Origin of the sequence: Pseudomonas phoenicis (assembly GCF_047302395.1) — a bacterium.
GTDB lineage: Bacteria > Pseudomonadota > Gammaproteobacteria > Pseudomonadales > Pseudomonadaceae > Aquipseudomonas.
In genome coordinates, this window is record NZ_CP154852.1 from 3,745,215 (window position 1) to 3,765,548 (window position 20,334).

The 20,334-nt window shown below is 59.1% G+C and carries 32 protein-coding genes; 23 read left to right on the plus strand and 9 right to left on the minus strand.

Annotation, left to right across the window (positions count from 1 at the left end):
* Window positions 1-14: 14 nt before the first annotated feature.
* Entirely contained in the window at window positions 15-779 is a 765-nt protein-coding gene (locus AA0Z93_RS16920; RefSeq protein ID WP_413047797.1) for a hypothetical protein, read from the minus strand.
* Window positions 780-1,433: 654 nt separating this feature from the next.
* Complete coding sequence (locus AA0Z93_RS16925; RefSeq protein ID WP_413047796.1) at window positions 1,434-2,027, minus strand: hypothetical protein; 594 nt, start codon at window positions 2,025-2,027, stop codon at window positions 1,434-1,436.
* 216 nt (window positions 2,028-2,243) lie between these two features.
* Here AA0Z93_RS16925 and AA0Z93_RS16930 point away from each other — a divergent pair, with 216 nt between their 5' ends.
* Window positions 2,244-3,248, plus strand: coding sequence for a putative phage abortive infection protein (locus AA0Z93_RS16930; protein ID WP_413047795.1), 1,005 nt, complete (start codon window positions 2,244-2,246; stop codon window positions 3,246-3,248).
* Window positions 3,249-3,392: 144 nt separating this feature from the next.
* Window positions 3,393-3,572 (plus strand): hypothetical protein, encoded by a 180-nt coding sequence (locus AA0Z93_RS16935; RefSeq protein ID WP_413047794.1) that lies wholly within the window; start codon window positions 3,393-3,395, stop codon window positions 3,570-3,572.
* Window positions 3,573-3,780: 208 nt separating this feature from the next.
* On the opposite strand, the gene AA0Z93_RS16940 is transcribed toward AA0Z93_RS16935, so the two are convergent.
* From AA0Z93_RS16940 to AA0Z93_RS16965, 6 genes are all read right to left on the minus strand, one after another.
* Entirely contained in the window at window positions 3,781-4,041 is a 261-nt protein-coding gene (locus AA0Z93_RS16940) for a hypothetical protein (RefSeq protein ID WP_413047793.1), read from the minus strand.
* Window positions 4,042-4,058: 17 nt separating this feature from the next.
* Entirely contained in the window at window positions 4,059-4,442 is a 384-nt protein-coding gene (locus AA0Z93_RS16945; RefSeq protein ID WP_413047792.1) for a response regulator transcription factor, read from the minus strand.
* Between the two features lie 646 nt (window positions 4,443-5,088).
* Window positions 5,089-5,280, minus strand: a complete 192-nt coding sequence (gene csrA, locus AA0Z93_RS16950) for a carbon storage regulator CsrA (protein WP_413047791.1) — start codon at window positions 5,278-5,280, stop codon at window positions 5,089-5,091.
* Between the two features lie 58 nt (window positions 5,281-5,338).
* The gene (locus tag AA0Z93_RS16955) at window positions 5,339-5,518 is read right to left on the minus strand and encodes a hypothetical protein (RefSeq protein ID WP_413047790.1); all 180 of its coding nucleotides are present in this window, start codon (window positions 5,516-5,518) and stop codon (window positions 5,339-5,341) included.
* Window positions 5,519-5,948: 430 nt separating this feature from the next.
* Window positions 5,949-6,443: a hypothetical protein gene (locus AA0Z93_RS16960; protein WP_413047789.1), complete on the minus strand. Its 495-nt coding sequence runs from the start codon at window positions 6,441-6,443 to the stop codon at window positions 5,949-5,951.
* 79 nt (window positions 6,444-6,522) lie between these two features.
* On the minus strand, window positions 6,523-7,269 hold the full coding sequence (locus AA0Z93_RS16965; protein WP_413047788.1) for a LexA family transcriptional regulator: 747 nt from the start codon (window positions 7,267-7,269) through the stop codon (window positions 6,523-6,525).
* 36 nt (window positions 7,270-7,305) lie between these two features.
* Here AA0Z93_RS16965 and AA0Z93_RS16970 point away from each other — a divergent pair, with 36 nt between their 5' ends.
* The 13 genes from AA0Z93_RS16970 (at window position 7,306) to AA0Z93_RS17030 (ending at window position 14,290) form a co-directional block, all read left to right on the plus strand.
* Complete coding sequence (locus AA0Z93_RS16970) at window positions 7,306-7,545, plus strand: hypothetical protein (RefSeq protein ID WP_413047787.1); 240 nt, start codon at window positions 7,306-7,308, stop codon at window positions 7,543-7,545.
* The gene (locus AA0Z93_RS16975) at window positions 7,511-8,470 is read left to right on the plus strand and encodes a phage antirepressor KilAC domain-containing protein (RefSeq protein ID WP_413047786.1); all 960 of its coding nucleotides are present in this window, start codon (window positions 7,511-7,513) and stop codon (window positions 8,468-8,470) included. Before AA0Z93_RS16970 ends, AA0Z93_RS16975 begins: the two co-directional genes overlap by 35 nt.
* Window position 8,471: 1 nt before the next feature.
* Complete coding sequence (locus AA0Z93_RS16980) at window positions 8,472-9,440, plus strand: phage replication protein (RefSeq protein WP_413047785.1); 969 nt, start codon at window positions 8,472-8,474, stop codon at window positions 9,438-9,440.
* Entirely contained in the window at window positions 9,427-10,206 is a 780-nt protein-coding gene (locus tag AA0Z93_RS16985) for a hypothetical protein (RefSeq protein ID WP_413047784.1), read from the plus strand. The genes AA0Z93_RS16980 and AA0Z93_RS16985 overlap by 14 nt, the downstream gene beginning before the upstream one ends.
* Window positions 10,206-10,463, plus strand: coding sequence for a hypothetical protein (locus AA0Z93_RS16990; protein ID WP_413047783.1), 258 nt, complete (start codon window positions 10,206-10,208; stop codon window positions 10,461-10,463). The genes AA0Z93_RS16985 and AA0Z93_RS16990 overlap by 1 nt, the downstream gene beginning before the upstream one ends.
* Window positions 10,460-10,591, plus strand: coding sequence for a hypothetical protein (locus AA0Z93_RS16995; protein WP_413047782.1), 132 nt, complete (start codon window positions 10,460-10,462; stop codon window positions 10,589-10,591). The genes AA0Z93_RS16990 and AA0Z93_RS16995 overlap by 4 nt, the downstream gene beginning before the upstream one ends.
* Window positions 10,588-10,884 carry a DUF1364 domain-containing protein gene (locus tag AA0Z93_RS17000; RefSeq protein WP_413047781.1) on the plus strand — a complete coding sequence of 99 codons (297 nt, stop codon included), beginning with the start codon at window positions 10,588-10,590 and terminating at the stop codon, window positions 10,882-10,884. The genes AA0Z93_RS16995 and AA0Z93_RS17000 overlap by 4 nt, the downstream gene beginning before the upstream one ends.
* Window positions 10,881-11,309, plus strand: a complete 429-nt coding sequence (locus AA0Z93_RS17005) for a VRR-NUC domain-containing protein (protein WP_413047780.1) — start codon at window positions 10,881-10,883, stop codon at window positions 11,307-11,309. The genes AA0Z93_RS17000 and AA0Z93_RS17005 overlap by 4 nt, the downstream gene beginning before the upstream one ends.
* Window positions 11,306-12,604: a tyrosine-type recombinase/integrase gene (locus AA0Z93_RS17010; protein ID WP_413047779.1), complete on the plus strand. Its 1,299-nt coding sequence runs from the start codon at window positions 11,306-11,308 to the stop codon at window positions 12,602-12,604. Before AA0Z93_RS17005 ends, AA0Z93_RS17010 begins: the two co-directional genes overlap by 4 nt.
* A complete protein-coding gene (locus AA0Z93_RS17015) occupies window positions 12,601-12,891 on the plus strand; it encodes a hypothetical protein (protein ID WP_413047778.1) in 291 nt (96 codons plus the stop codon). The genes AA0Z93_RS17010 and AA0Z93_RS17015 overlap by 4 nt, the downstream gene beginning before the upstream one ends.
* Window positions 12,888-13,205, plus strand: a complete 318-nt coding sequence (locus tag AA0Z93_RS17020) for a hypothetical protein (protein ID WP_413047777.1) — start codon at window positions 12,888-12,890, stop codon at window positions 13,203-13,205. The genes AA0Z93_RS17015 and AA0Z93_RS17020 overlap by 4 nt, the downstream gene beginning before the upstream one ends.
* A 6-nt stretch (window positions 13,206-13,211) precedes the next feature.
* Window positions 13,212-13,601, plus strand: a complete 390-nt coding sequence (locus AA0Z93_RS17025; RefSeq protein ID WP_413047776.1) for an antiterminator Q family protein — start codon at window positions 13,212-13,214, stop codon at window positions 13,599-13,601.
* A gap of 269 nt (window positions 13,602-13,870) precedes the next feature.
* A complete protein-coding gene (locus AA0Z93_RS17030) occupies window positions 13,871-14,290 on the plus strand; it encodes a UDP-N-acetylglucosamine acyltransferase (RefSeq protein WP_413047775.1) in 420 nt (139 codons plus the stop codon).
* A 147-nt stretch (window positions 14,291-14,437) separates the two neighbouring features.
* Here the strand turns inward: AA0Z93_RS17030 and AA0Z93_RS17035 are convergent, their stop codons facing one another.
* The gene (locus tag AA0Z93_RS17035) at window positions 14,438-14,734 is read right to left on the minus strand and encodes a hypothetical protein (RefSeq protein WP_413047774.1); all 297 of its coding nucleotides are present in this window, start codon (window positions 14,732-14,734) and stop codon (window positions 14,438-14,440) included.
* A gap of 165 nt (window positions 14,735-14,899) precedes the next feature.
* Between AA0Z93_RS17035 and AA0Z93_RS17040 the strand changes: the two genes are divergently transcribed.
* From AA0Z93_RS17040 to AA0Z93_RS17075, 8 genes are all read left to right on the plus strand, one after another.
* Window positions 14,900-15,271 carry a chemotaxis protein gene (locus AA0Z93_RS17040; RefSeq protein ID WP_182387794.1) on the plus strand — a complete coding sequence of 124 codons (372 nt, stop codon included), beginning with the start codon at window positions 14,900-14,902 and terminating at the stop codon, window positions 15,269-15,271.
* On the plus strand, window positions 15,271-15,600 hold the full coding sequence (locus AA0Z93_RS17045; RefSeq protein ID WP_413047773.1) for a hypothetical protein: 330 nt from the start codon (window positions 15,271-15,273) through the stop codon (window positions 15,598-15,600). Before AA0Z93_RS17040 ends, AA0Z93_RS17045 begins: the two co-directional genes overlap by 1 nt.
* Window positions 15,597-15,797 (plus strand): hypothetical protein, encoded by a 201-nt coding sequence (locus tag AA0Z93_RS17050; protein WP_413047772.1) that lies wholly within the window; start codon window positions 15,597-15,599, stop codon window positions 15,795-15,797. Before AA0Z93_RS17045 ends, AA0Z93_RS17050 begins: the two co-directional genes overlap by 4 nt.
* Window positions 15,798-16,019: 222 nt before the next feature.
* Window positions 16,020-16,352: an HNH endonuclease gene (locus AA0Z93_RS17055; protein ID WP_413047771.1), complete on the plus strand. Its 333-nt coding sequence runs from the start codon at window positions 16,020-16,022 to the stop codon at window positions 16,350-16,352.
* Window positions 16,353-16,649: 297 nt separating this feature from the next.
* Window positions 16,650-17,195 carry a terminase small subunit gene (locus AA0Z93_RS17060; protein WP_413047770.1) on the plus strand — a complete coding sequence of 182 codons (546 nt, stop codon included), beginning with the start codon at window positions 16,650-16,652 and terminating at the stop codon, window positions 17,193-17,195.
* The gene (locus AA0Z93_RS17065; RefSeq protein WP_413048412.1) at window positions 17,195-18,880 is read left to right on the plus strand and encodes a terminase large subunit; all 1,686 of its coding nucleotides are present in this window, start codon (window positions 17,195-17,197) and stop codon (window positions 18,878-18,880) included. The genes AA0Z93_RS17060 and AA0Z93_RS17065 overlap by 1 nt, the downstream gene beginning before the upstream one ends.
* Window positions 18,877-19,038, plus strand: a complete 162-nt coding sequence (locus AA0Z93_RS17070; RefSeq protein WP_413047769.1) for a hypothetical protein — start codon at window positions 18,877-18,879, stop codon at window positions 19,036-19,038. The genes AA0Z93_RS17065 and AA0Z93_RS17070 overlap by 4 nt, the downstream gene beginning before the upstream one ends.
* Window positions 19,031-20,332, plus strand: coding sequence for a phage portal protein (locus AA0Z93_RS17075; RefSeq protein ID WP_413047768.1), 1,302 nt, complete (start codon window positions 19,031-19,033; stop codon window positions 20,330-20,332). The genes AA0Z93_RS17070 and AA0Z93_RS17075 overlap by 8 nt, the downstream gene beginning before the upstream one ends.
* The last annotated feature ends 2 nt before the right edge of the window (window positions 20,333-20,334 follow it).

The following is a 20,334-nucleotide window of genomic DNA, read 5'->3' on the forward strand; positions in this document are numbered from 1 at the left end:
GGATCGATAAAGAGTCAGGCAGAGGCGATGATGTCGGCCTCTGCCATTTCGCAGAAGAATGAGCAGGAGGGGATTTTCTCGTTGCGGCGTACCGGGCCGTCGCCGAGGTCGCGCAGGGAAAAGCGCACGTTGGTGTCGCGATTGCGGAACAGGTAGGAGCCTGAGCCCAAGTCATCCTGGATCACGCATAGCGCTTCAAACTGATCTGGGAAGTCTTCGCGGATCGCCCGGAAGTAACCTTCGCCGCCTTTCACGCAGCCGATGCAGTTGGCGTTCTCGTAGCCCATGCGGTACATCAGCGGCAGCTCAATGCCCGCGCGCTGGATCATGGCCTTGCAGTCCTCCTTGCCCAGCCCGCGCTCAATCAGCGGCGCTATTGCCGGCCTGTCAGGGTTACGCTCAAGGAAGTCTTCAAACCTGCCGACCTCTTCGGCGGTGAAGCCGAAGACCATCACGTCGCCTGGGTTCTTCCAGGCGTCGAGCAACCGGCGCTTGAGGATCTTGGTACACGGCGCGCCGAACTGGTTTTTCATATAGCGCTCGCGCCTGAAGACCTCGGTTGCGTCCGCCCCGTATTTTTCGTCGCGCAGGATGGTGATTGGCTGCCCGAACCAAACCTCGCAGTCCTGGGCGAACCGGCGGTTATCTTCGTGCTCGTTGGCGAGGAAGGCGTTCACGATCTGGACGTCGTGGGTGGCGCTGTATTCGGCCAGGGCCAGCTTGGTGGCTACCGCCGAGGCGGCGCCGCAGCTGAACTGGCACACGATTCGAGGTTGCATGGGCGCTCCTCGCCGGGCAGGCGTTATCGTTGAAGGAGAATTGGCACTTGAGCGCGGCAGGGGTGCTTCAAGTTGAAGCGAGCACCGGGTAGCCGCATTGGATATGCTTGAGCACCTGAACATGGAGTCGAGGTGGTTTAGTGAAAATTGTTATTTATTTGCTCGTTTTTTCAGTCATTTCAGGATGCTCTTTTCAGCTTGGCAGGTCGGCCGAGAGCAAGAGAGAGAGGAAAAGATTATAGAAATGTATCAGCGTGGGGGTGAGATTGCTCGGCAGGCGGAACTTAAAAAAGCTCATGAGGAATGGGATCAACAGCAAATCGAAAGAGCATCGAAGACATGCACCTGGCCGGCTTGGCTGTGCGGCTCGTAGCGTCAGATCTAAAAATATAGGGGTGATATGCTTCGCCGCTCACAGCACAAGGAGAGTGGCAATGGGGTGGAGAAGAAAGCTGGTAGCGTTGAGACAGCGATTCACGCGCCGGCAGCGTCTAGTTGTGGGCGGCGCAGCGTATGTGATCGCCTTGGTAGGATCTTTCTCATACCCAAGCAAGCACTGGATTTACCTGCTGATATTTGCGGTCACCGTCTTCAGCAGCGCCTGGTCACCAGAAGTGCATCGGAAAGGCTGACACGCTAGAGGGCAGCGCGGGGTCAGGCGGCCGGTTCAGCGCTTGGTGCGGGCTTGGGCTGGTAGACCAGCGTGCCGTCGAGGATGGCGGCCTTGATCGCTTCGAACTCCCAGGCGTAATACTGGGATTCGACGTAGATGCGCAGCTCTGGGTAGTCGTGCTGCTTGCGGCGGATGAAGGCTTCGGCCGCTTCCTTGGTGAAGTGGCTATTCACGATCTCCCACCGCTTGTTCCAGCCAGTGACCGTGTGGTCGTCGAGTTCGCTCAGGAACTCCCACTGATCGTCAGTATCCAGTTCAAGGAAATTGCACTCGTATCGGTCGTGCACAGCCAGGTCGATTTCGTGCTGCTCTTCCTCGTCGAGATCTGCCCAATATTCCTCAGGGCTGAACCAGGTGCTGCCATCCAGGCAAACCGCTGTGCCTTCGGCATAGTCAGGTTCGAACCCATAATCGACCCGCTTCTGCTGCACGGTGAATAGGGCGCATGCCGTGTGGTGCCACTTTACGCCCTGGCCGTTGCAATGGTGACGAAGGCGGGTAACGAAGTCCGCCCAGGTCTCGGCGGTCATTTGGTGCCCGGTTGCTAGGCTTGGGCCGGCTTCAATGTTGCTCATGGCTTTCTCCATGCATGCGCCGCCCTCCGCGTGTCTAAGGTGCCTGCTCTGGCACTGGCTTACGGTTCGGGGTAGAGGAAAGGTCAGCGGCGGGTGATTTTTCAACAATCTTAACGAACACGTGACGATCAGCACGGGGTCGCCTAGTAGTGGCATTTTGCCGGATATTAGTGTTTGATGGGCATCCCCATTGATTGATGTGCTAAGGAGAGCAAGTTGAGTTGGTTCGCACTGCAAGTGGAAGCATTGAGCTATCAAAACTTAATGGGCGCAAGGCGCTCAGCGGAGAAACTCTCTGAGAATTTCATAGAGAATTCTATTTCTGACTATGGCGGTTTATTCTTCTCTGTGTCTGTGCTGATAGTACTAGCCCTGGGAGGTTGGCTCTATCGAAAGTCTAAAACTTCGCAAGGAACTGTTGCTAGTTTTTTCAGAGTTGCAATAGTCCTGCTGTTTGTGTTGTTTGTGTACTCTATGTTTACTGTAGGCCTATTGTGGGGTGTACCGTTTAATGAGATACCCGATCATGTTCGAGAGGGAGTTTTTGGAGATAGTTTTGGTACCTTGAATACTCTATTCTCAGGGCTAGCTTTTGCTGGCGTCTTGATTACATTGTTATTTCAACGGAAAGACTTGACGGAGACTCGCGATCAGATATCTAGGCAGCAGATAGAGTCGCAGTTTTATATTTTGTTAAGTCACCAGCAGGAGTTAGTTAGAAGCTTTGATGTGCAAACAAAAGATGACAATATTGTGATAGCTAAAGGTCGAGACTGTTTCCGGGAATGGGTTCTGGCTCTGACGCAAGCCTATAAGGATGGTTTAGCATATAAATTGGATCATCCTCGGCGCTTAAGCTACCAAGCTATCTATGTTGCGGGACAAAATGACCTCGGCGTATATTTTAGAAGTCTCTATGCTTTGTTTCGTTTTATTGACGAATCGGGCCACGAGGAATCGCAAAAGCTGGCGTCGATCGTCAGATCGTTGATTTCCGATTATGAGCTGGTTTTATTATTTTATAACTGCCTGTCTGAAAAAGGGGAAAAATTCTCCCAGTATACCGAGCGTTTTGCTCTATTTGACAATCTTGATGAAAGCCTGCTCCTAAACGAGGAAGAACTACATTTATTTGCTGAAAGCGCCTACGGGGGGAATCAGCGTTTGATTCTTAAGAGAGCGAATATTATTGCCGGTGTCGCCGATGCGAAGGCTCCATAATTTCTGCTTACAGTTCTATAATCAAACGGCAATGAAATATGTGGTCATAGTTGACGGAGATTTGGTAACAATTGGCAGCAGTTTGTGATGCTGTGTATGACGTCGGGCTACTAGGTCACTGACTGTAGCCCCGCGAAATCGAAGTTGTTCTCCCTCGATGGTCTTCCTGATGAAGCGGCCTTAGGTGCCGAGGCGTTTGGTTACGAAGTGTCGTCTAAGGCATTTGCTGCTATTGGTGGTCACCAAGCCGACAATGTAGGCTTTTACAGCGGCGCGATTTTTGCTGGTTTCCTCGCGCTGCAGCTGTTTTTTGTTGTCGTCTAGGCTGCTTCCTTGACCTGCTGCACCTGATCAAGCTAGACGCGGATGCGTTCTGTGATCGACTGATGAACGGATAGTGAGTCAGGCCCGTCGCGGTACTGGGTGAAAGCATCGAGCACTTTTACGATGCAACCGCTGCCCAAGCAGCTGTCGTTGCTAACCTTGAGCTCTGCCAGTGTAGCTACGCGCTTATCTGAGATGCTGGGTCTATTCATTCCAAGCCTCGCCTGCTGGCTGCGCCGGCCTCCATTGCCGAGGCAAAATGCAGCGCGGTCTGGTAGCTGAATGCGAAGCCCTGTACCGAACCGGTAGCCATGTCGACAACGTCCCAGACAGTGCCATGGCTGGCCACCTGGTAGCGCGGCGCGCCGATCTTGGCGCGGGTCTCGGCACGCAGGGTGCGGCTGCGCTCGAGCAGCGCCGCGAGCACGGCCAACTTTTCCTGAAAAGCAGGATGCATGATGGTTTGCATGGGTGATCCTCGGTGGGTCAGGCGTAGTGGTCGAAGGCCTCGACCTTGCGGGCGATGCGCACGAAGGCTTCGCGGCGCTCGGGTGCGCGGCGGTCGCGGCGCATGGGGTCGGTGTCGCCAAGGGCTGCGTGCACGGCCAGCAGGCCGGCCAGCGCGATGCACAGTGGGCTGATGATCTGGCGGCTCATGGCCTTGGTAACCGCTTCGATGCGGCGCCCGACCTCGAGCTTGTACAGCACCGTCTCGATACGGTTGGCGGCGGTACCAGGGCTGATGCCCATGCGCCGCGCGATTTCCTTGGTGGTCAGGCCTTGGGCAACCCATAGCAGGGCTTCCAACTCGCGAGGTGCCAGCGCCTGTCCGAGCTGGCCAGTCCATGTACCGCAGGTGATCTTTTCCATGAGTCGTCTCGGGGGACTGCATTGGTCAGGCGCCAGGCGCAGTGACCAAACTGGGCGTGAAAAGCCAGCCTGGCGCCTGCCAATGCAGTCGATGGTTGTTGGGGGAGGGTGCCGGCGCCGGAGCTGCCCGGATGCGTCTGGACTGGCCTGTCGGCCCCGGACTCGCCTGCGTGATGCGATCTGCATCGATGATTCGGCTTGCTGACACCTGCCAGCGCATATGGCTAAGCCTGATACCCGCGCTTTATCTTGGTAACCAGCCTTGCGGCCGGTGAGCGGGGCCTGGCATCACGGCTACTGGGTTCCGATTCAAGCTGAATCTCGATGAAGATGACCCGCGTGTGCGGGATTGGCCGGGGCGCAGTTGCCCGGGCGTGGAGTAATGCAGGGGGCCGCATTGCGCGGTGCAGAATCGTCCGCATCGGAGATTGATCGGAACACCAGGGCGCTGGCCTGCTTACTTCCGCTACGCAGATCTTTTACGTACACGTCCGCAGTAGCTCGGACACAGGGGATTTAAGCGGTCTTTACTCATCCGGCGTTGCAGCTCGCTCGAGCACGCTCCGATCAATCTCCGATGCGGCCTGCGATGGGGAGCAGGGCATCGGGCAGTTTTCGGCAGGCTGCCGTGGCGCTGATTGTTCGGTTAGGCAGCGGCTTCGGCCTGGGTCTGTGCCTCGGCCTTGATACGTTCGTGGATCTCGCTCCGGTGCACAGCAACATCGGCCGGCGCTTCAACGCCAATGCGTATCTGGTTGCCCTTCACCTGCAGCACCGTCACGCGGATGTTGTCGTTGATTACGATGGTTTCGCCTGCCTTGCGGGTCAGTATCAGCATGGTCCTACTCCTTGGTTGATTTCCCGTCTGGCCCGCGGCGGCAGGCCAGCCAGTGAAATCAGGCCGCGCGCACTTTGCTGGCACGGGCCATCAGGTGCTTGCCGTCTACGTCCACCACCAGGTAATCGCCACCACCTCGGCCGGTGCCGCGATTCTCCGTCTTGACGTACTTGCCTTGACGATCGGTGCCGCGCGGGTTGGTGAGGATGACGGCCTGGCCTTTCGTAAACTCGCTCATGAGAGCTCCTTTGCTGTTGGGGTGGTTTCCCGTCTGGCCCTGCTGCCAGGGCCACCCGGTGAAACCCGTCCAAACCATGCCGTGCCGCGGCTATCCCCACCTGGCCGGGTCACACATTTCGTGGACGGTGTTATTCCCGGCTGGCTGCATGGTTTGGCGTCCTCCCAATGAGGGGAGTCCGGCAGCTTCCAGAGGCTGCGTGGTCGACGACTTAGCTTGTCCCGACCCAGGTGATGGCCTGGGTGCGTCGAGGTGGTCACGTCTGGTTGTTTAAAGAGCAATGGCAGCTGATGCTGCCTGCCGGATGTGAACCGGCAATGGAATAAATATGTACCGAAGGTTCACATGAGTCAAGTACCAAAAGTACATAATTTTCCTTTGGGCAAAAAAAAACCCGCTTGGAGGCGGGCTTTTGTACGCGGGAATTTTTTCACTGCTCAGTGAGCATAACCTTCTGACTGGATCCAGGAGCGACGGTTATCTCTTTAGCGATGTATCCACCTTGGCTAGCTAGGCCGTATTTCGATGGGGCCTCCCAGGTCACAAGGCCGCCAATGTAATACTGACCAGCTGGAACCTGCTTGAAATCAAAGCTGCCTGTAGCATCGGCTTGGGTTCTGAAAGTGTATTGGCGGACGCGAGGATCCGGGGTGTCGATCGGCAGTTTAGATTGATAGGCTTTGTAGAATACCTTGGAGTATGAGGTAACTGGGAACAATTGGATCTCGCTGCCAGCGCCCACCTTTACGTCCCCACCTCGAGTCTTAAGAAATACCTGGCCTGTTACAGTGGCATCGCCGATGCGAGGAAGCGTTTGGTACTCTGCTTCGGGGAAAGGTGGGTAGTGAACGTTCTGTTGAGTCGGCACCGGCGCACAACCATAGAGGGCAACTGCAGCCAAGGCTGATAAGGCAATGTATCGCATTTCAACGGGTCCATTCGTGGAGTGTGTATCCGGATGATAACAAATTGACACCTTGAACCCGAGGAGCGCCAAGGCCGATCTAGAGGACTGATCGTGGCCATTTAGCATCAACCACCCGGCCTACCAATTGCCATGTCGTGTCGACCTCGACGGTCGGGAACGCTGGGTTTAGCGGCTTAAGGTACGCCCTTCCGCAATCCCAAATGAACTGCTTGAATGTTGCCTCATTAGAGTCAATCAGCTTGGCCACAACGAACTGTCCGTGCTCGACGTCAGCGCCGGGCGCCACAAGTATTACCATACCTTCGGAGAAGGATATTCCATTTGGCGACGTCATAGAGGGACCGCGCACCCTCAGCCAGAACCCATGCGGCCCAGCCCAAGCATCCGATGGGTAAACCTCGCATGAGGCGATGTTCGAAATCTCAATAGCTTCCATCGGCATCCCGGCCTGAACCCAGCTGATTTCCGGGTATTCATAATATCTAACAGGGCCTGACGCAGGTTCAATGTTTGCGTCAAAGCCTGACGTTTCCTCGGTCATTCCCCCATTGCCATATTCGAGCCATTCCACTCGAACCCTGAGCGCAGAGGCGATCCTGAGCATTTTTGCCCCGCCCGGTATCGACTCTTCATTGAGCCATTTGCTCGCTGCTTTCGGCGTGACACCTGCAATGGCAGCGAGGCGCGCGCCAGCGCCCCAAGCCTGAATGTCGTTGGCAGCAAGAGCCTTCTTAAGGCGAGCCGCAAAGGCCGCCCTCAATTCTTCTATGTGAACCATAGGTTCAATATCGCATGCGCTTGCATGTACTTTCAGTTCCGACATAATATGTACTTAAAGTTCATATCTCACGGAGGCCCTATGCAGGCACTCAAGAAAGCGGTCGACGACGCAGGTGGTGTGGCTGCCGTCGCGCTCGCCTGTGGGAAAAGTCGCCGAGCCATCTACAAGTGGCTGTCATCCGGCTGCCTTCCTCGTACCGACTACACCGGTGAAACCAAATACGCCGAGAAGATTGCGGCGCTTGCCAAGGCGAAAGGGAAGCCCTTCAAGGCTCAGTGCCTGCTTGCACAAGTCGCTCCAGCCAAAACTGTGGCCTGAGCATCACAGCCACGGGATGAATTTTGCGGCCAGCGGCCTTGCGCCGAAAGATGCCCAACACGACTGGCGTTTCATCCAGTACCTAAATCGCAGGCATAAAAAAACCGCCTGGCAGGGCGGCTTCTTCAACAACATTTCGAGGTCGAGTATGCACCGGGCAATCGATGCGATCAATACCCAGGCAGGTTCGGTGCTTCGCGCCAGCCCGCGCCACCTCATGTCCACCCGTGAGGTGGCCGAACTCACGGGCAAGAGCCACGACAATGTGATGCGCGATGCCCGCTCCTTAGCCAAGAGGGGTGTCCTCAAATCTGAGGAGACCCCCTATGTGCACCCTCAGAACGGGCAGAGCTACGCCGAATTCCTGCTCTCCCAACGTGATGCGCTGGTATTGGTTTCCGGCTACAGCGCCGAACTGCGCGCCAAGATCATCGATCGCTGGCAGGAGCTGGAGGCGCGCGTGGTGGCCCAAGTCCAAATCCCGACCAACTTTGCCGAGGCTCTCCGTCTGGCTGCCGACAAGGCCGAGGAGAATCAGCGCCTTCAGGACGTCTTGGCCAAGCAGGCTCCGAAGGTCGCCGCCATCAACCGGCTGGCCGGCGCTGGCGGGGCAATCTGCATTACAGATGCGGCGAAGCAGCTGCAGCTGGCGCCATCAAGGCTGTTCGCTTGGCTGGAACAGAACCGGTGGATCTACCGCCGCGCGGGTTCGACACGCTGGATCGCCTTTCAGCCACGTATCACTGCCGGCTTGCTCAGGCACAAGGTCACATCGCTCAGGCCAGACCTCGAATCGGGTGGCGATCGCGCTACTTTCAGCGTGCTGGTGACCACAAAAGGCCTTACCTACCTGGCCGAAAAGAACATTGGGGGCGCTCAGGCCGTCACCGATACGAAGGCCCAGCGTCCCTTGGAGCGCACCTGACATGCAATTCACCCTGACCATCAACCAGGTCAAGGCCTTGGAGTGGGGGCTCAACTCCCAGCAGGCGCTGCTGTTCGCATTCGTCTACGGGTGCCCGAGCTGGGCCAAGGCGACAACGACCGACAACGGCGTCTTTTTCGTGCTCAGCAAGGCCAAGATCATTGAAGAGCTGCCGCTGCTGACCGACAAGCCGGACACGGCCTATCGCATGCTGAAAGCACTACAGGACGTTGGTCTGATCGAGCTCTCGAGTACGTCGAATGTGACCCTGTTCCGCCTCACCGACAAGGCAGCGGCATGGAACAAGAAAGAGGATGGGTCGGAAAAATATCCGACCTTGAAGGCGGGCAAGGAGGGTCGGAAAAAAATCCGATCTACCTCGGAAAAAAATCCGAGCATGGTCGGAGAAAAATCCGATCCAGGGTCGGAAAAATCTCCGACAAATCAAGATACCAGTAATCACGATACCAATCAGGATACCAATCACAGCTTGCAGGATACCCCGGCTGCGCCGTCGCAACCCACGGGGCTGGCGCTGGTTCCGGCAGGTGCGCCGCGGTGTGAAATTCCCGAGGACATGCCCGGTCCGAGAGACCCCGAGTGCAAAACGTTCAAGGCATGGGCGAACTATGCCGTGGCCTACCGCAACCGATACAAAACCTGGCCAGTCTGGAACGCCAAGGCTGGCGGCCTGCTCGGGCAGTTGGTCGACCGCCTCGGCGCCGATGAAGCCCACCAAGTCGCGGCCTACTTCCTGAAGATCAACGACGCCAGGATCATCAACGGCTGCCACAACCTCGGTGACCTGCTGGCCAAGTGCGAGTCTTACCGTACCCAGTGGGTGACCAATCGCCAGATGAATGCGACTACGGCGCGCCAGCAAGAGCAAACCCAGGCAAACATCAACGCCGCTCACGACGCCGCAGACTCCATACGTAACCAAGAGGGCAAGCGCAATGCTTTCCTGTAACCAGATTGCCGAACTGGCTGGCGCTGTTTGCGCTACCGCAGAAGCCATGGGTCAAGCCATCAGCGCCGCCGGGGCCAGGCTGATTGCCGAAGACCTGTCCGCCCACGAGCCTGAGGTAATCGTCGGGGCACTACGGGCCTGCCGCCGAGAGCCAGCCGGGCGCTTGTCCTTGGGCATGGTCCTGAAGCACATCCACGCTGCCGATGGCCGACCAGGCAAGGACGAAGCCTGGTCGATCGCGCTGGCCGCCAGCGACGAGCATGAAACCGTTGTGCTCACCACCGAGATCCGCCAGGCCATGATCGCCTCCACGCCGATTCTCGAAGCGAACGACAAGATCGGCGCCCGGATGGCGTTCATGAGCGCCTACGAGCGACTGGTTAGCTTTGCCCGCGCCGAGGACAGGCCGGCAGTGTGGGAGGTATCACTCGGTTTCGACTCGGCCCGCCGCGTCACCGCAATTGAGACTGCGGTTCGTGCGCAACTGATCAGCCAGGACCGTGGCGCCAAGTACCTGGCCGATCTGTGTATTGCACCCATCACCGAAGACGGCCAGGCGATCGCCGGGCTGCTCACCGGTGAAAAGCGAACACACGTCAGCGTCCATGTCCGCGAGAAGCTGGGCGAGGTCCGCTCGATCTTGGCCGCCTCGAATATCCGTAAAGAGCGCCAGCGCATGAAGGAACAGCAGCGCAAGCGCGTCGACACCTACCTGCGTAAGCGCCAGGCGCGCGCCGCCGTTGCCCAGCTGAGGGGGATGCACTGATGGACACCAACAAGATGCGCGAAGAGTTCGAGGCAGCTTTCGTTGCTGAGCAAGTTCGCCTGCTTGGCGAAGGATTCCGTAGCTCAGCGATTTATATGATTTCGCAAAATGTCGTCACGGTGCGATCAGCTTGGTGGGCTTGGCAAGCCTCTCGCGCCGCCGTTGTGGTTGAGGTGCCGAACGAGATCGGCGACGCCCCCCGCGAATGTCGCGATGGGATCGAGGCTGCAGGTCTTCGCTGGAGATTCCGCCCATGAAGCGCACTTGGACCATAACCGTAGGCACCCGCAGTTTCTCGATGGTGCTGTTGGAACAGGCCTTGGATCACGCCGGGGCGCTGCGTGAGGCTCAGCTGATCTGGCCGGCGTGTGAGGTGAGTGCGTGAGGCAGACGAAACTGACCAAAGCTGCTCGCGGTCGAGAGTGCCAAGTGCGCATCCCCGGCGTGTGCAACGGCGATCCTGAAACCACTGTGCTGGCGCACTACCGCATGGCCGGTACCTGTGGCGTGGGCAGCAAGCCAAACGACCTGCAGGGCGCTTGGGCGTGCAGCTCCTGCCACGATGCGTGCGACGGGCGCGGCAAGGTGCTCGACCGTGCCACTGCGCGCCTATACCACGCCGAGGGCGTGATGCGAACCCAGGCGCAACTGATCAGCGAAGGGGCGCTGCGCCCATGACGACCCTGGCCATCCGCCCGTTCAAGCCGCGCCAGTCTCGCGCCAAGCCCGTCGACCGCGAGGGCCAGGAGCAGGCCGCGCTGATGACCGAGCTGCAGCTGCGCTTCCCAGCCGCGTTCAAGCTGATCTACCACGTGCCCAACGGTGGCCACCGGGTGAAGCTGGTCGCCGCCAAGCTTAAGGGCCAGGGCGTGAAGGCCGGCGTTCCCGACCTGGTGCTGCCGATGGCGCGCGGCGGGTACTTCGGCTTGTACATCGAGTTCAAGGCCATGCCGCCCTATGACGCTGCGGTGTCGCCCAGCCAGGATGCCTGGCTTCAGGCGCTGGCTGCGCAGGGCTACCTGGCGATTGTCTGCCGGGGGCGGATCGATGCCATGGAGGCAATTCACGCTTACCTGCTGCAGCCAGCCACGGTGGCCGCATGACCGCCACTCGCGAAGTAAAATTCACCGACGCCGAGGTGCGCCGGCAGTCCGCCGACCGATCCGTGCGTGATCTGCGCGACCCGCGCCACCCCGGCCTATATCTGCGCTTCTGGACCGACCGCACCCGCGCCACGTGGCACCTGGTGCGCGGAAAACGCTGGGTGCCGGTCGCCCGCTGGCCGGACCTGGGCGCGTCGGCGGTGCTGGCCGAGCTGCCTGCCATCCGCCAGCGCCTGATGCGCGACCCAGCCACGGCGCCGATCGCGGCCGGCATGGCTACCGTGGGCGAACTACTCGAGTGGTATGGCAAGCGCATGGCCCTGGATCGCTCGCTGTCGGCCAAGCGCAAGGCCGGCGCCCGCTCGGCCATCGCCCAGCACCTGCTGCCGTGCCTGCACGACCTGTCGCTGGCCGACGTCACGGCCGACGCGCTGGACAAGCACCTGATGTGGCCGTGTCAGGCCAGGGTGTCGGTGTCGTACCTGCGCCAGATGTTCGCGCTGCTGCTGACCGCCATGCGGCAAGCGCTGAAAATGCAGCTGATCGACACCAATCCCATGGCCGGCATGCGCTTCAGCGACTTCACCAAGGCCCGCATCCTGCCCAAGGCGGCGCGACTGCGCGGTGTGCAACTGGCCGACCTGATGCAGCAGCTGGCCCAGGCCTTCGAGAGCGACCCGGGTGACGCCATGCTGGCGCTGATGATGCTGGCCCATGGCACGCGCATTGGCGAAACCCGCATGGCGCGGTGGGACGATATCTCGCTGGCAGCTGCCGAGTGGTTCATCCCGGCGGCCAACACCAAGACCCGTACCGAGCACCGCCTGCCACTGACCGAGCAGATCCGCGCGCTGCTGATCCGGTACCGGGCCGGCCAGCGGGCCGAGGGCTACCAGGGCGTCTACCTGTTCCCGAACCGCCGTGGCCTGTGCCTGAGCGAGAGCCAGGCGAGCATGGTGTTCACGCGGCTGGGGCAGGGCGCCTGGACCAGCCACGACCTGCGCAAGGTGTCGCGCACCACCTGGACCGACCTGGGCATCGACGGGCACATCGGCGAGATGCTGCTGAACCACACGCTCGGCAAGATCGCCAGCACATACATCCACACCCAGGCCATGGAACAGCGCCGCGCAGCCTTGGAGAAGTGGCACGGCTGGTTAGACGGTATCGGGTTCGCAGCGATTCACGGCCTTACAGAGACCTTATCCGAGATTTCGCAGAATCCGGTGCAGACAGCGGATTGCGTGGCCTGCGAGGGTCTTACTGAATTTGTAATTGGTGAGGATTCAAAATGAGCCAGAACTTCAAAGCGGGCGACCTCGCACTGACGCTTGTGTTCGATACCGAGATCCGCCAGGGCAGCCAGGTTGAGTTGGTGGAGCGCATTCAGAAAGGTCAGATGCTGGTCGGGAAGAAGGGCCAGATGAAGGCTCCGACAGCTGGCTGGTACGTGGCCCATCCGGCCGCCAGGCAGAAAGTTGCCTATGGGGAGTCAGAGCTGATGCCACTGCGCGGTGATGGGGTTCCACTGCCCGAGCTAGATATGCAGGAGAATTGTTTCCTGTTCGATGTGCCGGCATGAGGAAAAGCCACGGCCCGGCCTTCAAGAAGGCAGTGATCGAGTTGGCCCGATGCCCAGCGTGTCGCGGTCGAGCGGTCGTCACGGGTGTGTTTCACGATCTGCCCTGCAACAGTTGCAACGCCTCGGGCTGGGTAGCGGCCGGTACCGGCGAAACCTTGGACCTGGCCGAGTTGGTGACCCAGCTCAACATGAAGTTGCAGGCCGCGTTGCGGAAGATCGAGCAAATGAAGAACGCCCCGGCCCCTGGGCCAGAGGCGCAGTACCAGACCAATAACCGTCGCGGCGCCGGCGGCACGAACTACACCGGGGATTGAGAGCGAATGAAGAAACGAACCTATACCGACAAGGCCATGGGCGACACCGCGTACATGCTTGAGCAATGGGGGTGGTGGCGCATGGATGGAATGGGCGTTCCGCAGTACGTCTGCCCGCTCTACGCGCTGATGCGCGACAACATTCCCTCTGTGGGCGGCCCCAATCAGTACGTCATCACCGATGACTTGGCCCTGGCCGTAGACGGCGCAGTGGGTCGCCTGACCCGACGCAACGCACAGATGGGTGGCTTCATCTGGCTGTATTACGGCGCCAAGTGGCCTGCGTTGCGCATCGCCCGGGAGCACGGGATTGGCGAAGCGAAGGCGCGGGAGCTGATTAACACCGGTGTGGCATGGATTGATTGCGCGCTGGAACAGCTGCGAGAGGCTGCATAGAAAAAGCTTTCCGCGCGGATAAACCCCTGTTTTCATAGCAGCGTGTCCAGCTTGAAACAGCGCGACACAGGGAGCCCCGGCCGAACGCCGGGATTCTTTGTATGCAGCCAAAGTCGATTTTGCGATACTGAAACGCCATCAAGCCAAGGAAGACGCTGATGTGCTTTCGAGCTTTACCCGCAATGATTTTGATGTCTCTGCTAACAGGCTGTGTTTCCGCCCCGCCTCTCAATTTTTCGTTACAGAACATTGAGCCCTCAAGGCACTCTATGGACGCCGATTTGCGAAGCGTGTCCGTATCCTTCGCAGCCCCCTCTGAGCAAACAGGTGAGGTTCCTTCCAATGGTGAAGGCATTCCGTTGCTTTGGGAGAGGGCACTAGTCGAAGCGGTTAACAAACGCTCGGTTTTTGATGACGACTCAGCGAACAAAGTGAATCTCTTCGTCAAGATCAAACAGCTAGATCCACCGGCGGGCGGTATCACCATGGTTACCGACGCCACCGCCAGCTATTTGCTCGTTAGCAGGAAGAGTGGTGCGACGCTCTTGGAAGAGACGATTACAACGAAAGGCTCAGTGCCTCCGGGATACGCGTTTGCCGGTTATGTACGCGCCAAGGAGTCCATCAATCGTGCAGTGCAGAATAATATCCGTGAGTTTATCGAAAGGCTGGATTCAGCTAATAGGTAACTCGTGAGTTAGGCCAGGGCAGGCATTTCCACTCCATTTAAGCTTCGGCACACGCCTGGGCTTTGTCGTTTCAGTGAGTGCACACGAAGCCAACCTGCGTGAAAGCGAACGCAGGTTGGCAGAAGTCGAATGTCGACACAGAACTTTTCAGAAGCCCAAGAATCTTTCCGAGGTGGCTGGGTGTTTGATTTCACCCTTAGTCGCTTTCGCTCGATTTTTAAGATCAGTCACGATCATCTGATCTTTGTAATCCATGAACTCAGTTTCGAAGTAGAGAATGTCCCGGATGCTCTCCGCTGTACCGAGCGCCTCGATTGCATAAGAAGATGGCGTTTCTTTCACTTTGAATGTGGCTATCGCGTTCACCTTCTTAATGAACGATTCATGCCGCAAGGCATAGCCTTCGTCGTGTTCGAAACGGAAATTGATTACGAAGCGTCCCATCACTCAGTCCCTTGCTGTGATTACGAGAATAGATGAAGGTAGCACAAGGCCACCTAAGGGCAATCGAGTCCAGACGAAGTGCTGCAAATTAGCGATTGGCACCGACCATCTGTACCCATTTCAAGCCTCGGCACTCGCCGGGGCTTTTCATTTCTGGAGCAATTGATGGACCCGACCGATCTCGGCCCAGGCACAGCCACCTGGCTGGGTGGTACGGGCACCGTCCTGCTGGGCGGCTTTCTGTGGCTGCGCAAATTCCTGTCAAAGGACGCTGCCGATCGGGCAATGGACAATGCCGATATCGGCACCGTCCGCCGCTTGAACGAGCTGCTCGACTCAGAGCGCGAGGCTCGCAAGTTGGCTGAGGCCCGAGCCGATCAGTTCGCCAAAGAGCGCAACGACTTGGCCGCTACGGTTGGCCGCATGGAGGGCAAGATTGAGGCGCTCACCAGTCAGGTGGGCCAGCTCACTGACCGTGTGACGATGCAAAGCGAAGAGATTGCCCGCCTTCGCACCAAGCTCGGAGGTATGTCGTGATGGACAGATGCGCATTGGAATTCATCGCGCGCCGTTGGTGGCGCCGGGTCGAAGTGTGGGCCATCGCCCTGCTGCTGGTTATTGGTGGTGGGTTCGGTGGCTACCAGCTAGCTCAGTGGGCGCTGGCTCGGAACTACCTCGAGCAAGTCGCCGAGATCCGCGCCGCCTATGACGAAGCCGGCAAGCAGCGTGATCAGCGCCTGGATGAACTGGCACGCCAGACGGGCAGTGCTGCAGCCAAGGCGTCTAAGGCCGCTACCACTGCCACCCAGGCAGCCGACAAGGCAGACGAAGCACTCAACCGCGTACAGAGCGAGGAACGGCCTTGATCACGCTGACCACTACCAATGGCAACAAGCATTACATGGCACCCTCTGCTATCGCCCGTGTAAGCGAGGCCGGTGCCAGTTCTCAATGGCATGGCATCTGCGCCATCGTCCATACGTTCGATGGCCAGACGCTTGAGGTGCGCGAGCGCGCGGCTGACATCGCCAGTGAATGCAGCATGCGGCGGGCTGATCAATGAAGACTTCTGACCAGTCATCTCTTCAGTACCTGCTGTCCTCACGGCCGCTGGTCGTTAAGCGTAACGGCCCATACGTCTGCCTTCACGATGCTTTCAGTGGTGAAGTGCTGGCAGGCCAGAACAGTGTCCAGTTGATTCAAGAGCCCGGCGAGATCACTCGCTTAGTTGTTGAGTTCCAGTGCGATGGTAAGTACGTCCGCCTACAGGGAGACTGATGTTGCTATGGCCAGACTCAAGACCATTCGCCCGAAGCTCAGTGAAGGATCCGGCAGCCTCATCAAGACCGTCACGCCAGGCAGCTGGCGCAGCGGCATGACCAGCTCGCAGCGTGGCTACGACTACCGCTGGCAGAAGGCTCGCGAGCGGTTCCTGTACGACAATCCGTTGTGCGCCTACTGTGCCAAGATAGGTCGCACGACTGCTGCCAGTGTTGTTGACCATGTCACGCCGCATCGTGGCGACAAGGATCTTTTCTGGAGCCAGGCCAACTGGCAACCGCTGTGCAAGCATTGCCACGACTCGATCAAACAGGCCGAAGAGCGAGCAACCTCTTAACTCCGTGCAAGCTCGGTGCTTGATCTGTCCGGGAAAAATTTTCACGTCGTGGACCCGAGGAAAAATTTTCGAGTACTTGGCGGACGCTTGGGAAAAAAATCGAACACGTGCAGACCTCATTGTTTAAAAGGTCGATCACGTGAAAACCCCGGCCAAAAAAAACCGAACACGTCGCAGGCTCTAGACCAAAAAAGTTACTCGTAGCCCTGGGGGGGGTCAAAAGTTCAGCCTTTTCGCTCAGCTAGACCACCCCTGACCTCACGTACAGATTTTTTTCCCCCATAGGATTTTTGTTAAATGGCTTTAACATCCCGCAAGCGCGCATTCATCGCTGCGCTGAGGGAAGGTGCGTCCAATCGGGACGCTGCTGTGGCGGCCGGCTATTCCGAGAAGACAGCGTCTGCGGCGGGCTCTCGGCTGGTCAAGGACAAGGACGTGGCGGCCGAGCTGATGAAGCTGCGCGCCCTTGGTCTGATGCCACCAGATGTTAAAGGCGATGTTAAACCGGATGTTAAAGCTGGACCCGCCCCAAATGGGGCGACCGGGGGCGAAGCAGCGCCTGAACCGGGCCCGGAAGCGGACGATCCGACCGAGCAAGAGCCTGCTGGCTTCGACCTAGCGCAGGCGCTCCTGCACCGTGATCCGAAGGACTTCCTCCTGTCGGTGATGAACGACATGGGCACCGAGCCGAAGCTGCGCGTCGACGCGGCCAAGGCGTTGATGCCGTTCGTTCATCCACGTAAAGGCGAAAGCGGCAAGAAGGACCAGGCCCAGGTCAATGCCGAGAAGGCGGCCACCGGTAAATTCGGCACCCGCCGCGGCCCGCTGCAGTCGGTGAAATGATGGAGTGGTCAACCGCCTGCCCAGACTGGGAGCGGCGCATCGTTGCCCGCCAGAGCCTGATCCCATTCAGCCCGTTGTTCCCGACCGAGGCCGAGGAAGCCTTGGAGGTGTTCGGTGCGCTGCGCATGGTCGACGCCACCGGCAGCCCGCTGATGTCGGAAACCGTGCGTGACTGGGTCAACCAGTTCGTGGCCGCGATCTTCGGGGCTTACGATCCTGACGAAGGCCGGCGTCTGGTCAGCGAGTTCATGCTGCTGATCAGTAAGAAGAACGGCAAGTCGACCATCGCCGCGGGGATCATGCTTACCGCGTTGATACTCAACTGGCGGGCGTCCGGTGAGTTCATCATCCTGGCCCCCACCAAGGAGATCGCGGACAACTCATACCTTCCAATTCGGGACATGGTCAACGCTGATGACGAGCTCAAAGCCTTGCTCAAGGTGCAGGACCATCTACGCACGGTGACGCACCGCCAGACCAACGCCACCTTGAAGGTGGTCGCGGCAGATAGCGAGACGGTGTCGGGCAAGAAGGCTATCGGCGTCTTCGTCGACGAACTCTGGGTATTCGGCAAGCGCGCCAACGCCGAGGCTATGTTGCGCGAGGCCACCGGCGGGCTGGCGTCTCGGCCCGAAGGCTTCATCATCTGGGCAACCACTCAGTCTGATGCACCGCCTGCCGGCGTCTTCCGGCAAAAACTGATGTACGCACGGAAGGTGCGCGACGGTGAAATCGTAGACCGGTCGTTCCTGCCGGTGCTGTATGAGTTCCCCAAGGCCATGCTCGACGCTGGAGCGCATCGCGACTTCTCCAACGCCTACATCACCAACCCTAACCTGGGTCTATCGGTTGATGAGCCATTCATCGAGCGCGGGTATGCGCAGGCGCAGCTGGACGGTGAAGAGTCGTTCCGCGGTTTCCTGGCCAAGCACCTCAACGTTGAAATCGGTTTGGCGCTTCTCTCAGATCGTTGGGCGGGCACGGATTTCTGGGAGGCGCAGACCTCCGAGCTGTGCCGCACGCTGGAAGACCTGATCGAGCGCTGCGAAGTGATCGATATCGGCGTCGATGGCGGCGGACTGGATGACTTGCTTGGCTTGGCAGCTATCGGGCGCGAGCAGGGCACACGGCGCTGGCTGACTTGGACGCATGCCTGGGCTCACCCTTCAGTGCTCGAGCGGCGAAAAGCTGAGGCGCCGCGCATTCGTGACTTCGCGAAGGATGGGCACTTGACCCTGGTCGAACGCATTGGAGACGACATCGAGGCAGTGGCGGTGCTGGTCGCTCAGGTGGAGCAGGCCGGTCTGCTGGACAAAGTTGGGCTGGACCCAGCAGGCGTTGGAGCGATCCTCGATGCGCTGGAGGCTGCTGGTATACCGCGCGAAAAGATCGACGGCATTTCACAGGGCTGGCGCTTGGGCGGAGCGATCAAGACCGCCGAGCGCAAGTTGGCCGAGGGCACGCTACTGCACGGTGGCCAACCGATGATGGCCTGGTGCTGCGGTAACGCCAAAGTCGAGCCACGCGGCAACTCGATCCTCATCACCAAGCAGGCTAGCGGCTCGGCCAAGATCGACCCATTGATGGCGCTCTTCAACGCCGTGACGCTGATGGCCCTCAACCCAGAGGGGCAGGGCGGCATGGAAAACTTTATGGCCGGTATTCGGGATCCACTGATCGCATGAACGCATTTCACTACTTCATCATCTGCGCGCTGTGCGGATTCGGCCTGGCTTGCGTAGGTGTCTGGATGCTGGCGGGCACTGGCTGGGCGTTGCTCTCCGGCTCCGTCAGCCTCTTCAGCATCGCAACGTTCATTCGTCGAGGGCTGAGCAGTGATTAAAACCCTCTCTCAAGCGCTCGGTACCGCTGCGGCCAAGCCCTCGGCGAGCATGAGCGGCTGGCTGGGCAAGACCATTCGGTTGTCGGACGGCGGATTCTGGAGTGCCTTCTCAGGTGCTCAGTCCAGTAGCGGAAAGGGGGTTACGGTCGACAAGGCCATGCGCCTGTCGGCGGTCTGGGCCTGCGTGCGCATCATCTCAACTTCGGTCGCAGGTTTGCCACTCAGCATCTACCGGCGCCTCCCGGACGGCGGGCGTGAGACGGCCCGAGACTTCCCGCTCTACGACGTGGTGCACAACAGCCCGAATGAGGACATGGCAGCCTTCCACTTCTGGCAGGCAGTCGTCGCTTCGATGTTGCTGTGGGGCAATGCCTATTGCGAGATTCACCGGGCCGGTGGCCGGGTCATCGCGCTGGACTTCCTGATGCCGTCGCGGGTAACACCGGAGGCGGACGACGATGGTCGGCTGCGGTATTTCTTCCAGCCACGCAAGGGCGCTCGCCGGGAGATCGCCCGGAACGACATGCTGCACATCCCGGCCTTCACGCTCGATGGCCGGATGGGATTATCGGCGATTCGCTATGGCGCCGACGTGTTTGGATCGGCAATGTCGGCCGACGATGCAGCCAACACCACTTTCAAAAACGGCATGATGCCCACCGTGGCTTTCTCGGTGGACAAGACGCTCAATCCAACGCAGCGCGCTGAATTCCGTGAGTACGTCAAGACGGTCTCAGGTGCGCTCAATGCAGGCAAAAGCCCGGTCTTGGAGCAGGGCGTGAAGCCCGAAATGATCGGCATCAATCCTGCCGATGCCCAGTTGCTCGAATCCCGTGGACACAGCATTGAGGAGATTTGCCGGTGGTTCGGCGTACCGCCCTGGATGATGATGAAGACCGACAAGGGTAGCAACTGGGGCACCGGTCTTGAGCAGCAGCAGATCGCGTTCCTGACCTACTGCATCATGACGTACACGGCGCCGATTGAGCAGTGCGTCAATAAGCGCTGCATGACGGCGGTTGACCGGATCAAGCATTACTCGGAGTTCTCACTGGAAGCCTTCCTGCGCGCTGACAGCACTGGTCGCGCCGCTTACCTCAGCACTATGGGGCAAAACGGCTACATGACCAGAAACGAAGGTCGACACAAAGAGAACCTGCCGAGCATGCCCGGCGGCGACATCCTCACCGTGCAATCTAACCTGGTGCCGCTTGACCAGTTGGGCAAGCAGAACGATAGCCAAGCCGCGCGCGCGGCGCTGATGAACTGGCTCAAAAGCGACCCCGAGGAGTAACC